The following is a 15969-nucleotide window of genomic DNA, read 5'->3' as shown; positions in this document are numbered from 1 at the left end:
ATAGCGTGTCCGTACCGAGAAAGCCCACAGTGCATGATCTGCGTATCGACGTCGCTGCGCAGAACTGGCAGCGCTCGGGCGCCGGTGACGGGTCGATCGAGGTGGCGTTCACCGAGGCCATCGGTGAACGGTGGGTGTTGATGCGGGTCGCCGGGGACCCGGATGAGCGGGTGCTGGTCTACGACCAGTTCGAGTGGGAGTGCTTCGTCGACGGAGTGCGGAACGGCGAGTTCGACGACGCGGTCTGACCGACCCGACAACAACACGGCAGTAACCCCCGGTGAGCGCGCGATGCTGACCTGTGGAGGAGCGGAGTGAGAACCACGTACGGCGCCACCGTCGCTAAACGACGGTTGGCTCGCCGACTGGTCGAACTGCGGGTGGAGAACGGCTACACCGCCAATCAGGTTTGCGACAAGCTGAACTGGGGCCGCGGCAAGGTGGGGCGGTTCGAGGCGAACGTCTGGAAGCGCCCCGAGATGAGCGACGTCCGCGACCTGCTGCGGATCTACGGGGTGCCGGACGCCGATCGTGAGGACCTGGAGGCGCTCGCGATGCTCGCCCGCGGCCGGTCCTGGTGGCGCGAGTACAGCGACGTGTTCGAGGACGGCGAGTACGCCGGCTTCGAGTCGGACGCCGTCCGCATCTCCCTCTACATGCCGCTGATCCTGCCCGGCCTGCTCCAGACCACCGCCTACACCGAGGCGCACATGCACGTCGGGACCAAGTCGGCACAGTGGCGCGCCCGGGCGCTGGAGGCCCGCCAGCGGCGTCAGCAGGTGCTCGAGCCGAGCGACGACGGACCCGGGGTCGAACTCGTCGCGGTACTGACCGAGGCCTCGCTGCTGTACCACTGGGGCACCCAGGAGCAGCGGCGGGCGCAGATCACCCATTTGGTGGCGATGAGCCAACGCCCGAACGTCGAGATCCGCCTGCTGCGGTTCGCCGACGGTCCGCACCCGGGCATGAGCAGCCTGATCAGCATCTTCGACTTCCCCGGCGACGAACCAGGAATCGTCTACCTGGAGAACGACGCCGCGGTGCAACAGCTCGACGCGGTCGCCGACGTCGAGGTCTACAAGAAGATCTTCGCCGAGATCCGGTCCGCGGCCCTGGAGCCCGGGGCGACGACCGAGTATCTCGAGAAGCTCGCGGACACACTCGACTGACGGCGCGGCCGCCCCCGACCCCCACGCGGGAGCGGCCGCACCGTCAGAGCTGCGCTACCGCGGCGAGCAGGCTGGAGATCGGTGGTACGACGGTCTCCGGGCCGGACGACGGCGGATGCCACCGGTCGACCGGAACCAGCCCCGGGCTGACCAGGTCGAGGTCGCCGATCGCCCGGCGCAACTCGCTCTCGGTGCGCAGGGTGAGCGGCGTCAGCGTGCAGTCGTAGATCAGCCGCACGATCGTCGACGGATCCGGCCGGGACACCCCGATCGATTGCGCGCGGCCGGGTGGCACCGGCGCGTCCGTGGGTGTGGGTGCGGCGGCCGTCGCATGGGACAGCGCGAGCAGGCTGCCCCGCGCCGCGGTCCGACGCAGTGGCGCGAGGACCCGGTGCTGCAGGTCGCCCGGCACGAAGTGCAGGACCGCCAGGCAGAGAATCGCCACCGGCCGATCGAAGTCGATCAGCCGCTGGGTGACCGGGTGCTCCAGGATCGCGGTCAGGTCACGCAGGTCGGAGTGCACCGCGCCGACCTGGCCGCTCAGCCGGGACGTGCGGACGATCGTCTGGACCTGTGCGACGACCGCGGGATCGATGTCCACCGCGACGACGCGGCAGCTCGGATCGTGGGCCAGCGCGACCTCCGGCAGCCCGCCGGGCGACGCGTAACCCGATCCGAGGTCGAGGAACTGGGTGACCCCGTGCTGGACGGCGTATTCGACGACGCGATGGAGGAACTCACGGTTCTGCCTGGCGACCTCCGCGACCTGCGGAACGGCGTCGAGCAGCGCGTCGGCGGCCTCGCGGTCGGCGGCGAGGTGGTTGGAGCCGCCCAGGTAGTAGTCGTACATCCGGGCCGCGCTCGGGCGGAAGCTGTCGACCTCGCTCGGCGTCCGGGGCCGGGAGTCACGAAGGGCGGCGTCAGGCATGGCGGCCCGCCCTGGTGTGAGTCCAGCGCCGGTGCGGCCAGCTCGACCGGAGAACAGCCAGTTGACTCACCTCCTCCGAGCTCGTGACTCCAAATCTGTGAAGCACAGATTATGAAGGGCGCGTCCGCTGGGCAACACCCTGCGCACGAGTTCTTCGAAATTTTCGGAACCGGATTACCTCAGGTTGGAACGAGGGTGATCGGCGACGCGAATTGCGCAGACGACGCTCTATGGGTCATCCACTCCGCACGTCGGAATGCGACCCCTCAATCGACGTCAAAATGCACGCGGCGACACCGAAAGAACGGTGTCGCCGCGATTTGAGGCAGAGATGATTCAGAGGTCGAACCGACCTGCCTTCACGTCGGACAAGAACGCGGCGAACGCGTCCCGGCTGACGACGTGCGCGCCGCCTTCCGGACGCTTGCTGTCACGAACTGCGGTTACGTCGGGCAGGTTGGCGGCGACCTCGACGCATCCGGTGTTCGCGCCGGTGCTTCTTGTGGCTTTGCGCCATTGTGCGTGGAACAGGTCGGTCGCTCGATCGTTCTGATATTGCTGCATGCCGCTCATGAACGTCACCGGGCCTTCCTTCTTGACACGGACTGCTTTCCACCATACGCCTGTTCAAACTGTGATTCACAAGCCCGAGCGCAAATACTATCTATCGCGAATTGCCGCCCGAATCCTGGCGGCCGGGGCCCGGAGCTCTCGCTACCAGGCATGACGGACGCAGCGCCGGGTATCCCGAAATCCGACAATCCGCCAAGAACGGAGAGGGGGCGCGGCATGCACGGGGACGACGTCCACGCCCTGGCAACGCCGCTGCGCGACGCGGGCGACTTCGACCCGTTGCTCGACCGGATCGGCGACGCCACGGTGGTGATGCTCGGTGAGGCCAGCCACGGCACCCACGACTACTACCGATGGCGCGCGGACCTGACCCGGCGACTGATCGACGAACACGGGTTCTCGTTCGTCGCGGTGGAGGGGGACTGGCCGGACTGCGACCGGGTGGACCGGGCAGTGCGCTCCCGCTCCGGTGGTGGTGATCCACGGGACGCCCTGCTCGCGTTCGACCGGTGGCCGACCTGGATGTGGGCCAACGAGGAGGTCAGCGACTTCGTGACCTGGCTCCACCGGCGCAACCGGGGCGTGGGCTTCCACGGATTGGACGTGTATTCGCTGTGGGAGTCGGTCGGCGAGGTCCTCGTCTACCTGCGTGAACACGACCCGGAGGGCGTACCGGCCGCACTCGCGGCGTTGCGCTGCCTCGGCCCGTACGGCGAAGACCCCCAGCAGTACGCGTTCGCCACCGTGATGGGGTCGAGCTGCGCTCCGGCGCTGGTCGAGCTGCTCACGACCGTCCGGCAGCGCGCCGCCGTCGGTGATCTGCCGACCGGCGACGACCCTTTCCGCGCTCTGGCCGCACAGCAGAACGCCGAGGCCGCCGTCGGCGCCGAGAACTACTACCGCGCGATGGTGAGCAACGGCCCGGACTCGTGGAACGTCCGCGACATCCACATGGTCAACACGCTCGACCGGCTGCTCCGGTACTACGGACCGTCCGCGAAGGCCGTGGTGTGGGCGCACAACACGCACATCGGCGACGCTCGCGCCACCGACATGGCCGACGTCGGCATGGTCAACCTCGGACAGCTCGGCCGGGAACGCTGGGGCGCCGACGCGGTCGCGCTGGTCGGTTTCGGCTGCCACCACGGTGAGGTGCTGGCCGGACCGGCCTGGGGTGATCCGATGGAGGTGATGCCGGTCCCGCCGGCCAGGGCCGGTTCGCTGGAAGCCGTGCTGATGGCGACGCTGCCCGAGCCCGCGCTGTTCGTGTTCCCACCCGGCCGCTACGCGTCCGGGCACACCGGCGCGCGCCCGGCCTGGATCGCCGACGAGCTGCCCCACCGGGCGATCGGCGTCGTCTACCGGCCGTCGCGCGAGTCGTACGGCAACTACGTGCCGACCCGCCTGGGTGATCGGTACGACGCGTTCGTCTGGCTCCCGGAAACCACCGCGCTGCGGCCGCTCGCCGCGGTCCCGGCCGGCCGCGAGCTGGAGACCTTCCCGGTCGGCGTCTGACCGCGGACGCCCCACTACGCTGGCGCCGGTGAGCGCCACGTTGGTCGTCAAGGACCTGTCCGCCGGGCACGGCGACCGAACCCTGTTCTCCGGGCTCGACCTGGTGGTCGCGCCGGGTGACGTGATCGGCGTCGTCGGGGCGAACGGCGCGGGCAAGTCCACGCTGCTGCGGCTGCTGGCCGGCCTCGACACCCCGCAGACCGGCCTGGTTCGCCGCACTCCGGCCAACGCGACCGTGGGCTACCTGCCGCAGGAGTCCGAGCGGCGTCCCGGCGAGACCGTGCGGGACTTCCTCGGCAGGCGGACCGGCGTCCACGAGGCCCAGCGTGCCCTCGACGCCGCCACCGAGGCGCTGAGCGCGGAGAAGCCCGGCGCCGACGACGCCTACGCGGACGCGTTCGACCGCTGGATGGCGCTCGGCGGCGCCGACCTGTCCGAACGCGCCGAGACCGTGGCCGACGATCTGGGGCTGGCGATCGACCTGGCCGCGGCCATGACCGGGCTCTCCGGTGGCCAGGCCGCCCGCGCCGCGCTGGCCTCGCTGCTGCTGTCCCGCTACGACGTCGTCCTGCTCGACGAACCGACCAACGACCTCGACCTGGCCGGGCTCGACCGGCTGGAGCAGTTCGTCACCGGGCTGCGCACCGGCGCCGTGCTGGTCAGCCACGACCGCGAGTTCCTGGCCCGTACGGTCACCGCCGTCGTCGAGCTCGACCTGGCGCAGCAGCAGGTCAACACCTTCGGCGGCGGGTACCAGGCGTACCTGGAGGAGCGGCAGGTCGCCCGCAGGCACGCCCGCGAGGCGTACGAGGAGTACGCCGACACGAAGGCGGCGCTGGTGGAGCGGGGCCGCACCCAGCGCGCGTGGATGGAGAAGGGCGTCAAGAACGCCCGCCGGAAGGCCCCGGACAACGACAAGGTCGGGCGGAAGTTCCGGACCGAGGCGACCGAGAAGCAGGCCTCGAAGGCCCGGCAGACCGAGCGGCTGATCGAACGGCTCGAGGTCGTCGAGGAGCCGCGCAAGGAGTGGGAACTGCGGATGACGATCGCCGCGGCGCCCCGGTCGGGTGCGGTGGTGGCCACGCTGCGCGGCGTCGTCGTACGGCGCGGCGACTTCACGCTGGGCCCGGTCGACCTGCAGCTCGACTGGGCCGACCGGGCGGTGCTGACCGGGGCGAACGGCTCCGGGAAGTCCACGCTGCTCGGCGTCCTGCTGGGAAAGATCAGCCCGGACGAAGGGTCGGCCGCCCTCGGGCCGGGTGTGGTCGTCGGCGAGATCGACCAGGCCCGCGGCCTGTTCGGCGGGGACGAGTCGGTGGTCGACGTGTTCGGGACCACGTTGCCCGACCTGGCGCCCGGCGAGGTACGGACGCTGCTGGCGAAGTTCGGGTTGAAGGCCGCGCACGTGAACCGGCCGTCCGGGTCGCTGTCACCGGGGGAGCGCACCCGCGCCGGCCTGGCGCTGCTGCAGGCCCGCGGCGTGAACCTGCTGGTGCTCGACGAGCCGACCAACCACCTCGACCTGCCGGCGATCGAGCAGCTGGAGGCGGCGCTGGAGACCTACCCCGGCACGCTGCTGCTGGTCACCCACGACCGCCGGATGCTGGAGACCGTGACGACCAACCGCCGCTTCCACGCGGACCACGGGCACGTGGTCGAACGCTAGCTCTCCTTGATGTCCTTGAGCGGCAGCGCCTGCAGGATGCTGGTCGGCGCGTTCCACTTCTGCAACGTCGAGCCGTCGCAGACCGCGACGACGATCTTGGAGATCGACTGGCCGGTGGAGTACAGGTCCGGGCTCGCCGCGTCCGGATCGGTGGGGGATAGGCAGTAGCCGGAGGAGTCCACGACCGTGTAGCTCGTCGCGTAGGCCCCGGTGTTGCCGTAGAACGTCCAGAGCAGCTCCAGGCTGGTGGACGACGCGCTGCAGCTCACGATCCGCACGTACTGCCCGCGGGCGGCCGAGCGCGGGCTGCGCAGGCAGTACAGACCGCTCCTGTTGGTGGTGACCAGCGACTTCACCCCGGCCGTTCCGTCGGCGAGCGTCGGCGTCGTCCACTTCTGGTTCCACGCGACGTTGGCCGGATTCGGCGCCTGCTTGCACTGCCAGGAGATCAGGAAGTCCGCGTCGGTCTTCTGCCCGGTGACGTCCAGGCAGCGTCCGAACTGTTCGAAGTTGACCAGCTGACCGGCGGCCGCACCGGCTGCGCCGGCGCCCGCGGTGGCCTCCGGGAAGAAGTTCTGCACGTTGTTGTAGGACTTCCGGCAGTTCGCCCCGGACCCGAGGATGACAAAACTGCCCGCGACGTTCGGCTGCTGGACGTTGAAGCAGGTGCCGTTGAGCGTCGAGCCGTTCGACGTCCCCTCGAAGTTCGCGCTGTCGTTGTAGCTCCACTGCTGCTGCGGGCTCGTGGTCTTCGCACACGGCTGCAGGTAGACGATGGCGCCCGCCTTCGGGGACGTCCCGGCGTCCAGGCACATGCCGAGCGACATCGTCGGGGTCTTCGACGACACCAGGCTGAGCGTCAGGTTCGCGTTGTACGTCCAGGTCTGCGCGACGCTGCCCGCGCTGCACGGCTTCATCGTGAGCGGGGTACCGGCGGTGGGCGAGCCCGACCCGGCGTCGAAGCAGAGGTCGGTGGTGGTGCTGGTCTTGTAGACGTGGATCAGGCCGCCGGAGATGTTCTCGTCGCTGGTCTGGAACGTGTACGTGCCCTGCAGCGTGCGGACGGTCGTCGGCGCCGTGTTCGCGGTGTTCGGCGTGTACGTGCCGGTCGACCGCAGCAGCGCGTACCCCGGCGTGCTGAACGCGCCGGCGCCGATGATGCAGCGGATCGTGTTCGCCGCGAGCCAGGCATCCGACCGGTTCTGCGGGTCGACCGGGTAGTAGTCGATCGTCACCTTGTACGTGGATCGCGTGCCGCCGGCCACGGCGGCGACCGCGCCGGACAGGTTGACGCACGGCAACTTGGAGAGGACCCCGTCGCCGTCGCTGTCGGTCGAGGCCCGGATGTGCGCCAGCGCGACGTCCAGACCGGTCTGGGCGGCGTTGAGCGCGGCGACCCTGGCGATCTGCGTCCGGGTGTTCGTGTTCTGTGCGATCACCGTGCTGACGAGCAGCGTCGACAGCAGAACGCCGACCATCGTCACCAGCAGCGCGACCGGGAGCGAACCGCGCTCGTCGCGGAGCGTCCTCACGCGATCGACCTCCCTTCCGCGCACGCGGTGCTGCTCTGCGTGCTCAGCGACGTGTTCAACGCGGTGAACGTCGCGGTGAACTGCCGGGTCGTGGACGCCGCCGGGCCACCGGCCACCGCGGTCAGCACGACGCCGAGCTGCTGGAAGTTGTAGGTGGCGTCGGCGGCGTGGAACGTGAACGGCGTGGCGGCGGTGACCCCGTTCGCCAGCTGGGTCCACGGCGTCGGGGTGACCGCGCCGGTGCCCTGGACCCAGGTGCGCTGCTGGAACTCACCGCTGGACGGCCGCACCCGCAGCTGGGTGCAGACCGGCGTCCCGGTGTAGGTGGTGAGGAACTCGACGTACGGCTCGCCGTTCACGGTGCCCGGCTTGCTGACGCCGGACGCGTACCGAATCTGCCGGTCCAGCCGTCCGAACGCGATGCCGAGCTGCTGCTGGGCGTCCGCGATCGCCTGCGAGCGGTTGGTGGACGAGTAGAGCGCGAGGATGGCCGTCGTCGAGATCGCCATGAACGCCGCGGTCAGCACCATCGTGACCACGGCCTCGGCGAGCGTGTATCCGGAGTCGTCGTCGTTCATGTGACCGTCCAGACGAACATCCAGCGCGACTGCGTGCCCGCGCCGTCGGTGACGGTCAGCGTCGGCAGGTACGACCCGGCGACGGTCGGGGTGCCGGACACCGCGCCGGAACTGGCGTTGATCGACATCCCGGTGGGGAGGTTCGTGGCCGTCCACTTTTTCGTCCCGGTGCCGCCCGCGGTCACCGGCGCGACCGAGGTGGCCTTGTTCCGTGCCGACGACACGGTGGTCGGGGCGGTGGTGAACCGCAGGCCGCTGGTCGTGGTGACCGTGCAGATCAGCTGCAGCTTCTCGGTGTTTCCGGCCTTGTCGGTGACGCCGATCGTGACGACGAAGCGGCCCGACACCGTGAGCTTGCCGGAGATCTGGCCGGTCGACGGCGTCAGCGTGACGCCGTCCGGCAGGTTGTCGGCCGACCAGGTGTACGGCTTCGTACCGCCGGTCGCTTCGGCCGGGACGTTGAACGCGGTGTTCAGGCCGCCGCTCTGGTCCGTCCGCGGCCACTTGATGTACGGACCGACGGCCCAGATGAACTGGGTGCTCGCGGTCTTGCTCGCCGCGTCGGTGACCGTCACCTTCACCAGGTACTCGCCGGCCAGGGTGGGCGTCCCGCTGATCACGCCGCTGGTCGCGTTCAGCGTCAGCCCCGGCGGCAGGCCGGCTGTCTGCCAGGACTGCAGCCCGGTGGGGACGTCGGTCGCCGAGTACTTGTACGGCGGAACGCCACCGCTGGCGACGATCTGCACCGCGGTGGCCGGTTTGTTCGTGAGCGTGGCCTGCGTCGCCGGGGTAGCGACGCTCAACGCCGGGGTGACCACCCAGGAGAACGTCGTGCTCGCGGTCTTGGCGAACGTGTCGGTGACGGTCAGCGTCACGGTCTTGGTGCCGACCGTCGTCGGGGTGCCGGTGATCACGCCGGTGGTAGCGTCGATCGACAGCCCGGCGGGCAGGTTCGCGGCCACCCAGGTCATCGGCGACGTTCCGCCGGTCAGCGTCGGGGTGAACGTCAGCGCGGTCCCGGCGACGCTGGACCTCGTGCCGGGGTTGGTCAGCGCGGGCAGCGCGGCGATCACCCAGTCGAAGGCCGCCGAGCCGATCAGGCCGAACCCGTCGGTGGCGCTGAGGACGACCGAGTACGTGGCCGCCGTCGTCGGGGTGCCGGTCACGATTCCGTCCGAACTCATCGTGAGCCCGGCGGGCAGACCGGACGCGCTCCAGGTCAGCGGCGACGCGCCGCCGATCGCGGTGGCCTCCAGCCGGACCGGGACCGTCAGCTCGCCGTTCTGGCGTCCGGGGTTGACGACCTGCGGCGCCTGCGCGGTCTCGTTCTCGCTGAACACCGGGTCGGTCGAGGCGGCGCTGACCAGCGTCGCGGCGAGCTGGGTGCAGCCGCTGTCCGGGCATCCCCGGCCCGGCCAGCTGACCAGCGCCACGACCCGGTAGAACAGCACGCTGGTCGAGGCCGCGGTGGCCGCGCAGTCGCCGCCGAGCACCGGCTGCCAGCAGCGCCCGACGTACCAGCTCCGGGTGAACGCGACGCCGTTGAGCGTCACGGTGGTGGAACCGGTCGGCAGCGGCGCGCTCGCCCCGGCCGGGTAGGCGGCGGTGTCGTCCCAGGCCTGCTGCATCGTGCTCAGGTACGGATAGACGGGGGAGTCGCTGGTCACCGCCGACCACTGGGCGTCCGCGCTGGCCCGGTCGCGGCGGGTCACCACCGACGAGCTCTTCAGCGCGCGGACCCGCTCCAGCGCGTCGCCGACCAGTTGCACCGCCGTCTGGGTGTTGCTCTGCAGGTTCGTGGCGCGCAGCGTGTTCGTGAAGAACGCGGTGAGCGCGGCCATCACGACGCCGATCAGCGTCATCGCGGTCATCAGCTCGATCAGGCTGAACCCGGCCTCGCTGTCGGAGTAGCGGTCCGAAGCGCGCATCAGTCCGTGGAGGCCGCGGCCGCCGGTGCGACGTACATCTGCAGCCCCAGCGTCAGCAACACCGAACCGCGGAGCGAGTTGCTGCTCTCGTTGGGGGTGGCGTTGGCGGTGCTGACCAGCACCGCCCGCGGCTGGACCCGCTGCAGCTGGTTGAGAAACCCGTCCAGCTTGGACGCCGTCCCGGTGGCGGTGATCGTGATCGGCAGCGCGTAGATCGTCGCGCCGAGGCCGTTGACCTGGCTCGGCGCGCCGACGATCAGGCCGCTGACGGCGACGCCCGCCCGGCTCCCGGAGCTCTGGACGCTGCGCAGGAACGTCGAGAGCGCGGCGGTCGTGGGGAGCGCGGCCCTGGCGGTCTGGTACGCGCTGCGGTACTCGGCGATGCGGCTGTTCTGGGCGCGGACCTGGGCCAGCCGGGACCGGAGCGCGTCGACGGACGCCTGGGCGGTCTCGGTCTGGGCGCGGACCTCGGCGGTGTGTGCCTGCTGCGGGCGGATCAGCAGGAACCCGCCGAGCGCGAGCACCAGCAGCGTGCCCACGACGCCGCCGATCACCCAGAGCCCGAGGACGTTGCCGCGTAGCGCGGACGTGTCCAGCAGGCCGCTCGGCACCCGGGTGGTCATCTGGCTGAGAGCCATCGTCGCCTCGCTCAGTCGCTCGCGGACGTGTAGTGGTGGCTGAGCAGGGTGGGGGCCAGATCGGCGCGGAGCGTGAAGTCGGTTCCGTCGTCCTGGTCGGTGACGCCGGCGAGCAGCACGTTGCCGACCCCGGTGACCTTGCCGATCGAGTCCACGTAGCCGGCGATCGCGGTCTTCGTGGTGCTGGTGCCGTTGATCGTCAGCGACCCGATCGGTGTCTTGCCGTCGGCGCTGGGCAGCCCGGACGCGGTGGTCGTGGACGAGGAACCGCCGGAGGTGCCCTGGGTGGTCGGGTCGGTGAGCGCGACCGAGACGCCGGTGAGGTCCAGGCCGCGGGGAGCAGCCGCGCGGAGCTTGCCGAACAGCGTCGCCCACTGGACGTCGGTGGCGAGCAGCTTCGCCAGCTGGGTGTCGATCTTCGTCGTCTGGGTCTGCGCGGTGACCAGCTCGTCGTAGGCGCGCATCTGCTGGTGGAGCACGATCGCCTCGGTCTGGGCGTCGGCGAGCTTCTGTTCCTGCCGCGTCGACTGCCAGTGCGCGACCGCGTAGCCGGCGGCCAGCAGGACGATCACGGTGCCGAGAGAGGCCAGCACGACCAGCCGGATCCGGACGAGCCTGCGCTGCTGCACGACCTCCGGCGGCAGCAGGTTGGCGCTCAGCGCGAGCAGCCGGTGCGTCGAGCCGTCCGGTACCGGGGGGCTGACTGCGGTGGTCATCACGCGGCCCCCAGCGTCAGTCCGAGCGAGACCGTCGCGGCGAGCGGGAGCGCCTCCATACCGTCGTGCCGTGCCCGGCGGGTCCGTCGGAGCCGCGACATCGGATCGGCGTGTTCGACCTGGAGGTCCAGCTGCCCGGCCAGCGTGTCCGGCAGGCCGGGCAGTTGTCCGCCGCCGCCGGCGAGGATCAGCCGGGCGACCTGGCTGTGCCGTCCCGAGGTGCTCAGGTAGGCGAACGAGCCGCGGATCTCGTTGAACAGCGGCCGGATCGCCTCCCGTACGGTGTCGGCGACCTCCGGGCCGTTCTCGGCCCACAGCCCGATCCGGCACTTCAGCGCCTCGGCCTCCGGCAGCGGGACGCCGAGCCGGGTCGCCAGCGCAGCGGTGATCTCCGCACCGCCGCGGGGGATCGTGCGGACGATCAGCGGCACCCCGTCGGCGTGCACGACGACCGTCGTCATCTGGGTGCCGACGTCGACGATCGCCTCGACCTGGTCGTCCAGCCGGGCGGCGGCTCGCAGCAGCGCCAGCGACGAGAGGTCGACGCGCAGGACGGTCAGCCCCGCGCGCTCGACCGCGTCCACCGCGGCGAGGATCGGCTCCTTCGGCGCGGCCACCAGCAGGCCGCGGACGGTTTCGGCGTGACCTGGGTCCTCGAGCGGCAGGAAGTCCAGGACCGACCGCTCGACCGGCAGCGGCAGCAGGTCGCGGACCTGGAACGGCAGCGACGCGCGCAGGTCCTTGGGCGGCAGGTTGGCCACTGCCATCTCGCGGACGACCGCCTGCATGTTCGTGACGCCGAGCACCGTCTGTTTGCTCTTGAACGGCGCCGCGGTGCGCAACTGCCGGACGGCGAGCGTGACGGCCTTCGGATCCTGGACGACGCCGCTCTGCACGGCCCCCGGCGGCAGCAGCACCTCGGCGTAGTTGGTCACCGCCGGGCCTTCCCGGCCGAGACCGGCTTCCACCGCCCGGATCGACGTCGAGCCGATGTCCAGGCCGATGAGGCTGGTGACCGCCATCCCTCGCTCCTTTACCCGGCCGGATAGACGACGGACGCGTACCAGTTCGCCAGCGGTGCGGCGGCGAACACCGCCAGCAGCCCACCGGCCAACATCGACGGTCCGAACGGGATCGGGGTCTTTCCGGTGGCCCGCCGGGTGGCGAGCAGGACGACGCCGACCGTGCCGCCGAGCAGGAACGCGGTGAACGTCCCGACCCAGACCGAGCTCCACCCCAGCCAGCCCAGGTAGAGCCCGAGCAGGCCGGCGAGTTTGACGTCGCCGAACCCCATGCCGCCGGGATAGGCGAACGCCAGCAGCCAGTAGCCGCCGTAGAGCACGGTCATCGCGAGGATGGCCCGGATGGCCGCGGCGTGGTCGGAGCCCAGTGCGGCGGCGCCCAGCAGCAGGACGGCGCCGACCAGGTACGACGGCAGGACGATCCGGTTCGGCAACCGCTGGACGTCCAGATCGATCAACGCCAGCGGCACCGCGATCGCGGCCAGGTACAGGTAGGCGGGCAGCGCCCAGGTGACGCCGAACCGGGCCGTGATCGCGACGAACAGCAGCGCGGTGCCGAGCTCGACGAGCGGGTAGCGGACGCTGACCCTGGTCCGGCAGTCGGCGCACCGCCCGCCGAGCACGAGCCACCCCACCACCGGCACGTTGTGCCGGTGGCGGATCGGCGCCGCGCAGGCCGGGCAGTGCGACCGCGGGCGGAGCAGCGACTCGTCCCGTGGTACCCGGTGCACCACGACGTTCAGGAACGAACCGACCGCCAGCCCGAGCACTCCGGCCAGGACCAGGACCATCGGTGACTCAGTTGCCGCTCGTGATGCAGGCTGCGAGCGTCGTCTGGCTGGATTTGCTGACCGACTTGCTGCTCGCCGAGTTGTAGAAGTAGACGGTTCCGCCGTCCGTGTTCTGCCCGCAGATCAGGTAACTGGACCCGTTGTTCTTGAACGAGATCGTGTTGCCTTCCGACACCGTGATCGTGCCGTTCGTCCCGGTGCCGGTCTCCGGCTCGAGCGTCACGTTCTGGCTCTTGTCGCCGACCTTGGTCTTCGGGTACGTGTTGCCGTTCGCGGTGTAGAACTGCTCGACCGCGCTGATCGCACCGCGAACGTCCGAGGACGCCGACGTGTTCGCGGCGCCCTTCTTGTAGTTCGAGTACAGCGGTACGGCGATCGCGATCAGGACGCCGATGATGACGACGACGACCAGCAGCTCGATCAGGGTGAAACCGCGCTCGTCGCGGTCGTTCTCCCGGCCCGGAAGACGGCGGAGCAGTGCGGTCATGCGGGTGTCCTCCTGCGGTGCGACGTCATCATTGGGCGCCCTGGATGTTCTGGTAGATCGTGAACATCGGCAGGTAGAGGCAGATGATCATCGCGCCGACGATGACGCCCATGAGCAGCACCATGATCGGTTCGATGGACGCGGTCAGTGACTCGGCCGTGCTATCCACCTCGCGATCGTAGAAATCGGCAACTTTGTCCAACATCTGACTTATCTGACCGCTTTCTTCTCCGACCTCCACCATTTGGGCGACCATGCGGGGGAAGATCGCGTGCTGGCTCAGCCGGCTGGACATCGGCTGGCCGTCCCGCACCGCGTCCTGCAGGTCGGACATCGCCGCGCTGACCACCGCGCTGCCGGTCGTGGCGCCGACGACGTTCAGCGCCTGCAGCACCGGGACGCCCGCGCCGAGCAGCGTCCCGAGGTTGCGGGAGAAGCGGCTGATCGCGATCTTCGTGAACAGGCCCCCGAACACCGGCATGCGCATCTTCGCCCGGTCGAACGTCAGCTGGAGGGACGGACGTCTGCGCAGCTCACGACGGATGATCACGGTTCCGACGACGAGGACGCCGAGCGTCAGCGGCGCCGACCAGACCAGCGTGTGGCTGACGTTGACGATGATCTGCGTCGGCACCGGGAGCTTGCCGCCGAGCTGCGCGAACATCCGCTCGAACACCGGGACGATGAAGATCAGCACCGCCGCGATCATCAGGATCGCGAACAGCAGCACGACCACGGGGTACGTCAGCGCGCCCTTGATCTTCCCGCGCAGCGCGTCGTCCTTCTCGAAGTTCGCCGCGATGCGCTCCAGGGCGGCGTCCAGAAAACCGCCGGTCTCACCCGCGCGCACCATCGCGACGAGCAGCACCGGGAACGCCTTCGGTTGGCGCTCCATCGCGGCCGACAGCGCAACACCGCCCTCGACGTCGATGCGAACCTCGGCGATCGCGCGGCGCAGCGCCGGCTTCGCCGTCTGGTCCTCGAGGACGGCCAGCGACCGCAACAACGACATGCCGGACGCCGTCATCGTCGCGAACTGGCGGGCGAACACCGCCAGGTCGCGTTGCGTGATCCGGCCGGTCAGCCCGGGGATCCGGACGTCGCGGTTGAGCCCGGTACCCGCCTCGGTCACCGAGAGCGGGACGATGCCCTGCTGGCGCAGCAACTGGATCGCGGCGTTGGTGTTCGGGGCCGCGATCGTGCCCCGCGTGCGGCGGCCGGAGTGGTCGACGCTCTGGTACGCGAACATCTTCTGCCCGCTGGGACGCCCGGCGGCGACTCCGAGTCCCGGGTACGTCGTCATCGGCGGCCCGCCAGGCGTGCGTACTCCTCGACCGAGTGGCAGAGCGTCAGCCCCTGCTCGAACGTGATCATCTGCTGCCGCACGCGCTCGGCCAGGTGCTGGTCGAACGCGAGCATCCCCTCACCGGCGCCCGCCTGCATGAACGACGGGATCTGGTGGGTCTTGCCCTCGCGGATCAGGTTCCGGATGGCCGGGGTGAGCGACATGATCTCGGTGATGATCGCCCGGCCGCGGCCGTCCGCGCGGGCGCAGAGAGCCTGGCTCACCACACCCTGCAGCGCGGTCGACAGCTGAGTCCGGACCTGCGCCTGCTGGTGCGCCGGGAACACGTCGATGATCCGGTCGATCGTCTGCGTCGCGCTCTGCGTGTGCAGCGTGGCGAGCACCAGGTGCCCGGTCTCGGCCGCGGTCAGCGCGGTGGACGTCGTCTCCAGGTCACGGAGCTCCCCGACCAGGATGATGTCCGGGTCCTGTCGCAGCGCGGCCTTGAGCGCGCCCGCGAACGAGTGGGTGTCGCCACCGATCTCGCGCTGGTTGACCAGGCTGCGGCGGTGCGAGTGGAGGAACTCGATCGGATCCTCGATCGTGACGATGTGGGACGACCTGGTCCGGTTCGCCAGGTCTACCAGCGCGGCGAGCGTCGTCGTCTTACCGGAACCGGTAGGACCGGTGACCAGCACCAGACCGCGCGGCAGCCCGGCGAACCGGGCCACCGAATCCGGCACACCGAGATCCTCCAGGGGCTTGATGACGTGCGGGATCGTCCGGAACGCCGCCGCACACGAGCCGCGTTGCGTGTAGAGGTTCACCCGGAACCGGGAGGCACCCTCGACGCTGTACGCCAGGTCGAGCTCGTGTTCGCGCTCGTAGCGCTCCCACTGGGTGTCGTCGGTGGCGGCCCTGGCCAGCGCCACGGTGTCGGCCGGGGTCAGCTGGTCGTAGTCGGGAAGCGGGTGCAGTGTGCCGTTGATCCGCCCGGTCGGCGGTGCCCCGGCGGTCAGGTGGAGGTCGGACCCGCCCGCGTTGACGACCGCCACGAGCATCGAGTTGAGGGACTCGCGGTCTCGGTCGGCCGCGGTCGGCGCGAAGTCCCGCCGCAGCGTGCCGAGAGCGTCCACGCCAG

The 15969-nt window shown here is 70.2% G+C and carries 16 protein-coding genes; 4 read left to right on the top strand and 12 right to left on the bottom strand.

Annotation, left to right across the window (positions count from 1 at the left end; genetic code table 11):
• Window positions 1-5 precede the first annotated feature (5 nt).
• Together BUB75_RS44210 and BUB75_RS14230 are read left to right on the top strand one after the other, a co-directional pair.
• On the top strand, window positions 6-248 hold the full coding sequence (locus BUB75_RS44210) for a DUF397 domain-containing protein (RefSeq protein WP_178379863.1): 243 nt from the start codon (window positions 6-8) through the stop codon (window positions 246-248).
• Between the two features lie 66 nt (window positions 249-314).
• Window positions 315-1169, top strand: coding sequence for a helix-turn-helix domain-containing protein (locus BUB75_RS14230; protein WP_178379862.1), 855 nt, complete (start codon window positions 315-317; stop codon window positions 1167-1169).
• 43 nt (window positions 1170-1212) lie between these two features.
• Here the strand turns inward: BUB75_RS14230 and BUB75_RS14225 are convergent, their stop codons facing one another.
• On the bottom strand, window positions 1213-2097 hold the full coding sequence (locus BUB75_RS14225; RefSeq protein WP_073256993.1) for an SAM-dependent methyltransferase: 885 nt from the start codon (window positions 2095-2097) through the stop codon (window positions 1213-1215).
• A gap of 336 nt (window positions 2098-2433) precedes the next feature.
• Window positions 2434-2670, bottom strand: coding sequence for a DUF397 domain-containing protein (locus tag BUB75_RS14220; protein ID WP_245806258.1), 237 nt, complete (start codon window positions 2668-2670; stop codon window positions 2434-2436).
• Between the two features lie 216 nt (window positions 2671-2886).
• Here BUB75_RS14220 and BUB75_RS14215 point away from each other — a divergent pair, with 216 nt between their 5' ends.
• Together BUB75_RS14215 and BUB75_RS14210 are read left to right on the top strand one after the other, a co-directional pair.
• Window positions 2887-4185, top strand: a complete 1299-nt coding sequence (locus tag BUB75_RS14215) for an erythromycin esterase family protein (RefSeq protein ID WP_073256991.1) — start codon at window positions 2887-2889, stop codon at window positions 4183-4185.
• Window positions 4186-4213: 28 nt separating this feature from the next.
• A complete protein-coding gene (locus tag BUB75_RS14210; RefSeq protein WP_073256988.1) occupies window positions 4214-5851 on the top strand; it encodes an ABC-F family ATP-binding cassette domain-containing protein in 1638 nt (545 codons plus the stop codon).
• Here BUB75_RS14210 and BUB75_RS14205 read toward each other — a convergent pair.
• From BUB75_RS14205 to BUB75_RS14160, 10 genes are read right to left on the bottom strand one after another with little or no spacing between them, the layout of a single operon-like run.
• The gene (locus tag BUB75_RS14205; protein ID WP_073256985.1) at window positions 5848-7383 is read right to left on the bottom strand and encodes an RICIN domain-containing protein; all 1536 of its coding nucleotides are present in this window, start codon (window positions 7381-7383) and stop codon (window positions 5848-5850) included. The two genes, BUB75_RS14210 and BUB75_RS14205, sit on opposite strands and share 4 nt — an antisense overlap.
• A complete protein-coding gene (locus BUB75_RS14200; protein WP_073256982.1) occupies window positions 7380-7961 on the bottom strand; it encodes a hypothetical protein in 582 nt (193 codons plus the stop codon). The genes BUB75_RS14205 and BUB75_RS14200 overlap by 4 nt, the downstream gene beginning before the upstream one ends.
• Window positions 7958-9889: a putative Ig domain-containing protein gene (locus BUB75_RS14195; RefSeq protein ID WP_073256979.1), complete on the bottom strand. Its 1932-nt coding sequence runs from the start codon at window positions 9887-9889 to the stop codon at window positions 7958-7960. Before BUB75_RS14195 ends, BUB75_RS14200 begins: the two co-directional genes overlap by 4 nt.
• The gene (gene pilO, locus BUB75_RS14190) at window positions 9889-10527 is read right to left on the bottom strand and encodes a type 4a pilus biogenesis protein PilO (protein WP_084741041.1); all 639 of its coding nucleotides are present in this window, start codon (window positions 10525-10527) and stop codon (window positions 9889-9891) included. The genes BUB75_RS14195 and pilO overlap by 1 nt, the downstream gene beginning before the upstream one ends.
• Before the next feature lie 11 nt (window positions 10528-10538).
• The gene (locus BUB75_RS14185; protein WP_073256973.1) at window positions 10539-11243 is read right to left on the bottom strand and encodes a PilN domain-containing protein; all 705 of its coding nucleotides are present in this window, start codon (window positions 11241-11243) and stop codon (window positions 10539-10541) included.
• Entirely contained in the window at window positions 11243-12265 is a 1023-nt protein-coding gene (gene pilM, locus BUB75_RS14180; RefSeq protein ID WP_073256970.1) for a type IV pilus assembly protein PilM, read from the bottom strand. Before pilM ends, BUB75_RS14185 begins: the two co-directional genes overlap by 1 nt.
• An 11-nt stretch (window positions 12266-12276) precedes the next feature.
• The gene (locus tag BUB75_RS14175; protein WP_073256967.1) at window positions 12277-13056 is read right to left on the bottom strand and encodes a prepilin peptidase; all 780 of its coding nucleotides are present in this window, start codon (window positions 13054-13056) and stop codon (window positions 12277-12279) included.
• A 7-nt stretch (window positions 13057-13063) separates the two neighbouring features.
• Window positions 13064-13543 (bottom strand): type II secretion system protein, encoded by a 480-nt coding sequence (locus BUB75_RS48135; protein WP_073256964.1) that lies wholly within the window; start codon window positions 13541-13543, stop codon window positions 13064-13066.
• Window positions 13544-13571: 28 nt separating this feature from the next.
• On the bottom strand, window positions 13572-14846 hold the full coding sequence (locus BUB75_RS14165) for a type II secretion system F family protein (protein ID WP_084741037.1): 1275 nt from the start codon (window positions 14844-14846) through the stop codon (window positions 13572-13574).
• Window positions 14843-15964 carry a type IV pilus twitching motility protein PilT gene (locus BUB75_RS14160; protein ID WP_218617507.1) on the bottom strand — a complete coding sequence of 374 codons (1122 nt, stop codon included), beginning with the start codon at window positions 15962-15964 and terminating at the stop codon, window positions 14843-14845. Before BUB75_RS14160 ends, BUB75_RS14165 begins: the two co-directional genes overlap by 4 nt.
• Window positions 15965-15969 lie beyond the last annotated feature (5 nt).

This window comes from Cryptosporangium aurantiacum, from assembly GCF_900143005.1.
Lineage (GTDB): Bacteria > Actinomycetota > Actinomycetes > Mycobacteriales > Cryptosporangiaceae > Cryptosporangium > Cryptosporangium aurantiacum.
This window is presented reverse-complemented; position numbering and strand designations above follow the sequence as displayed.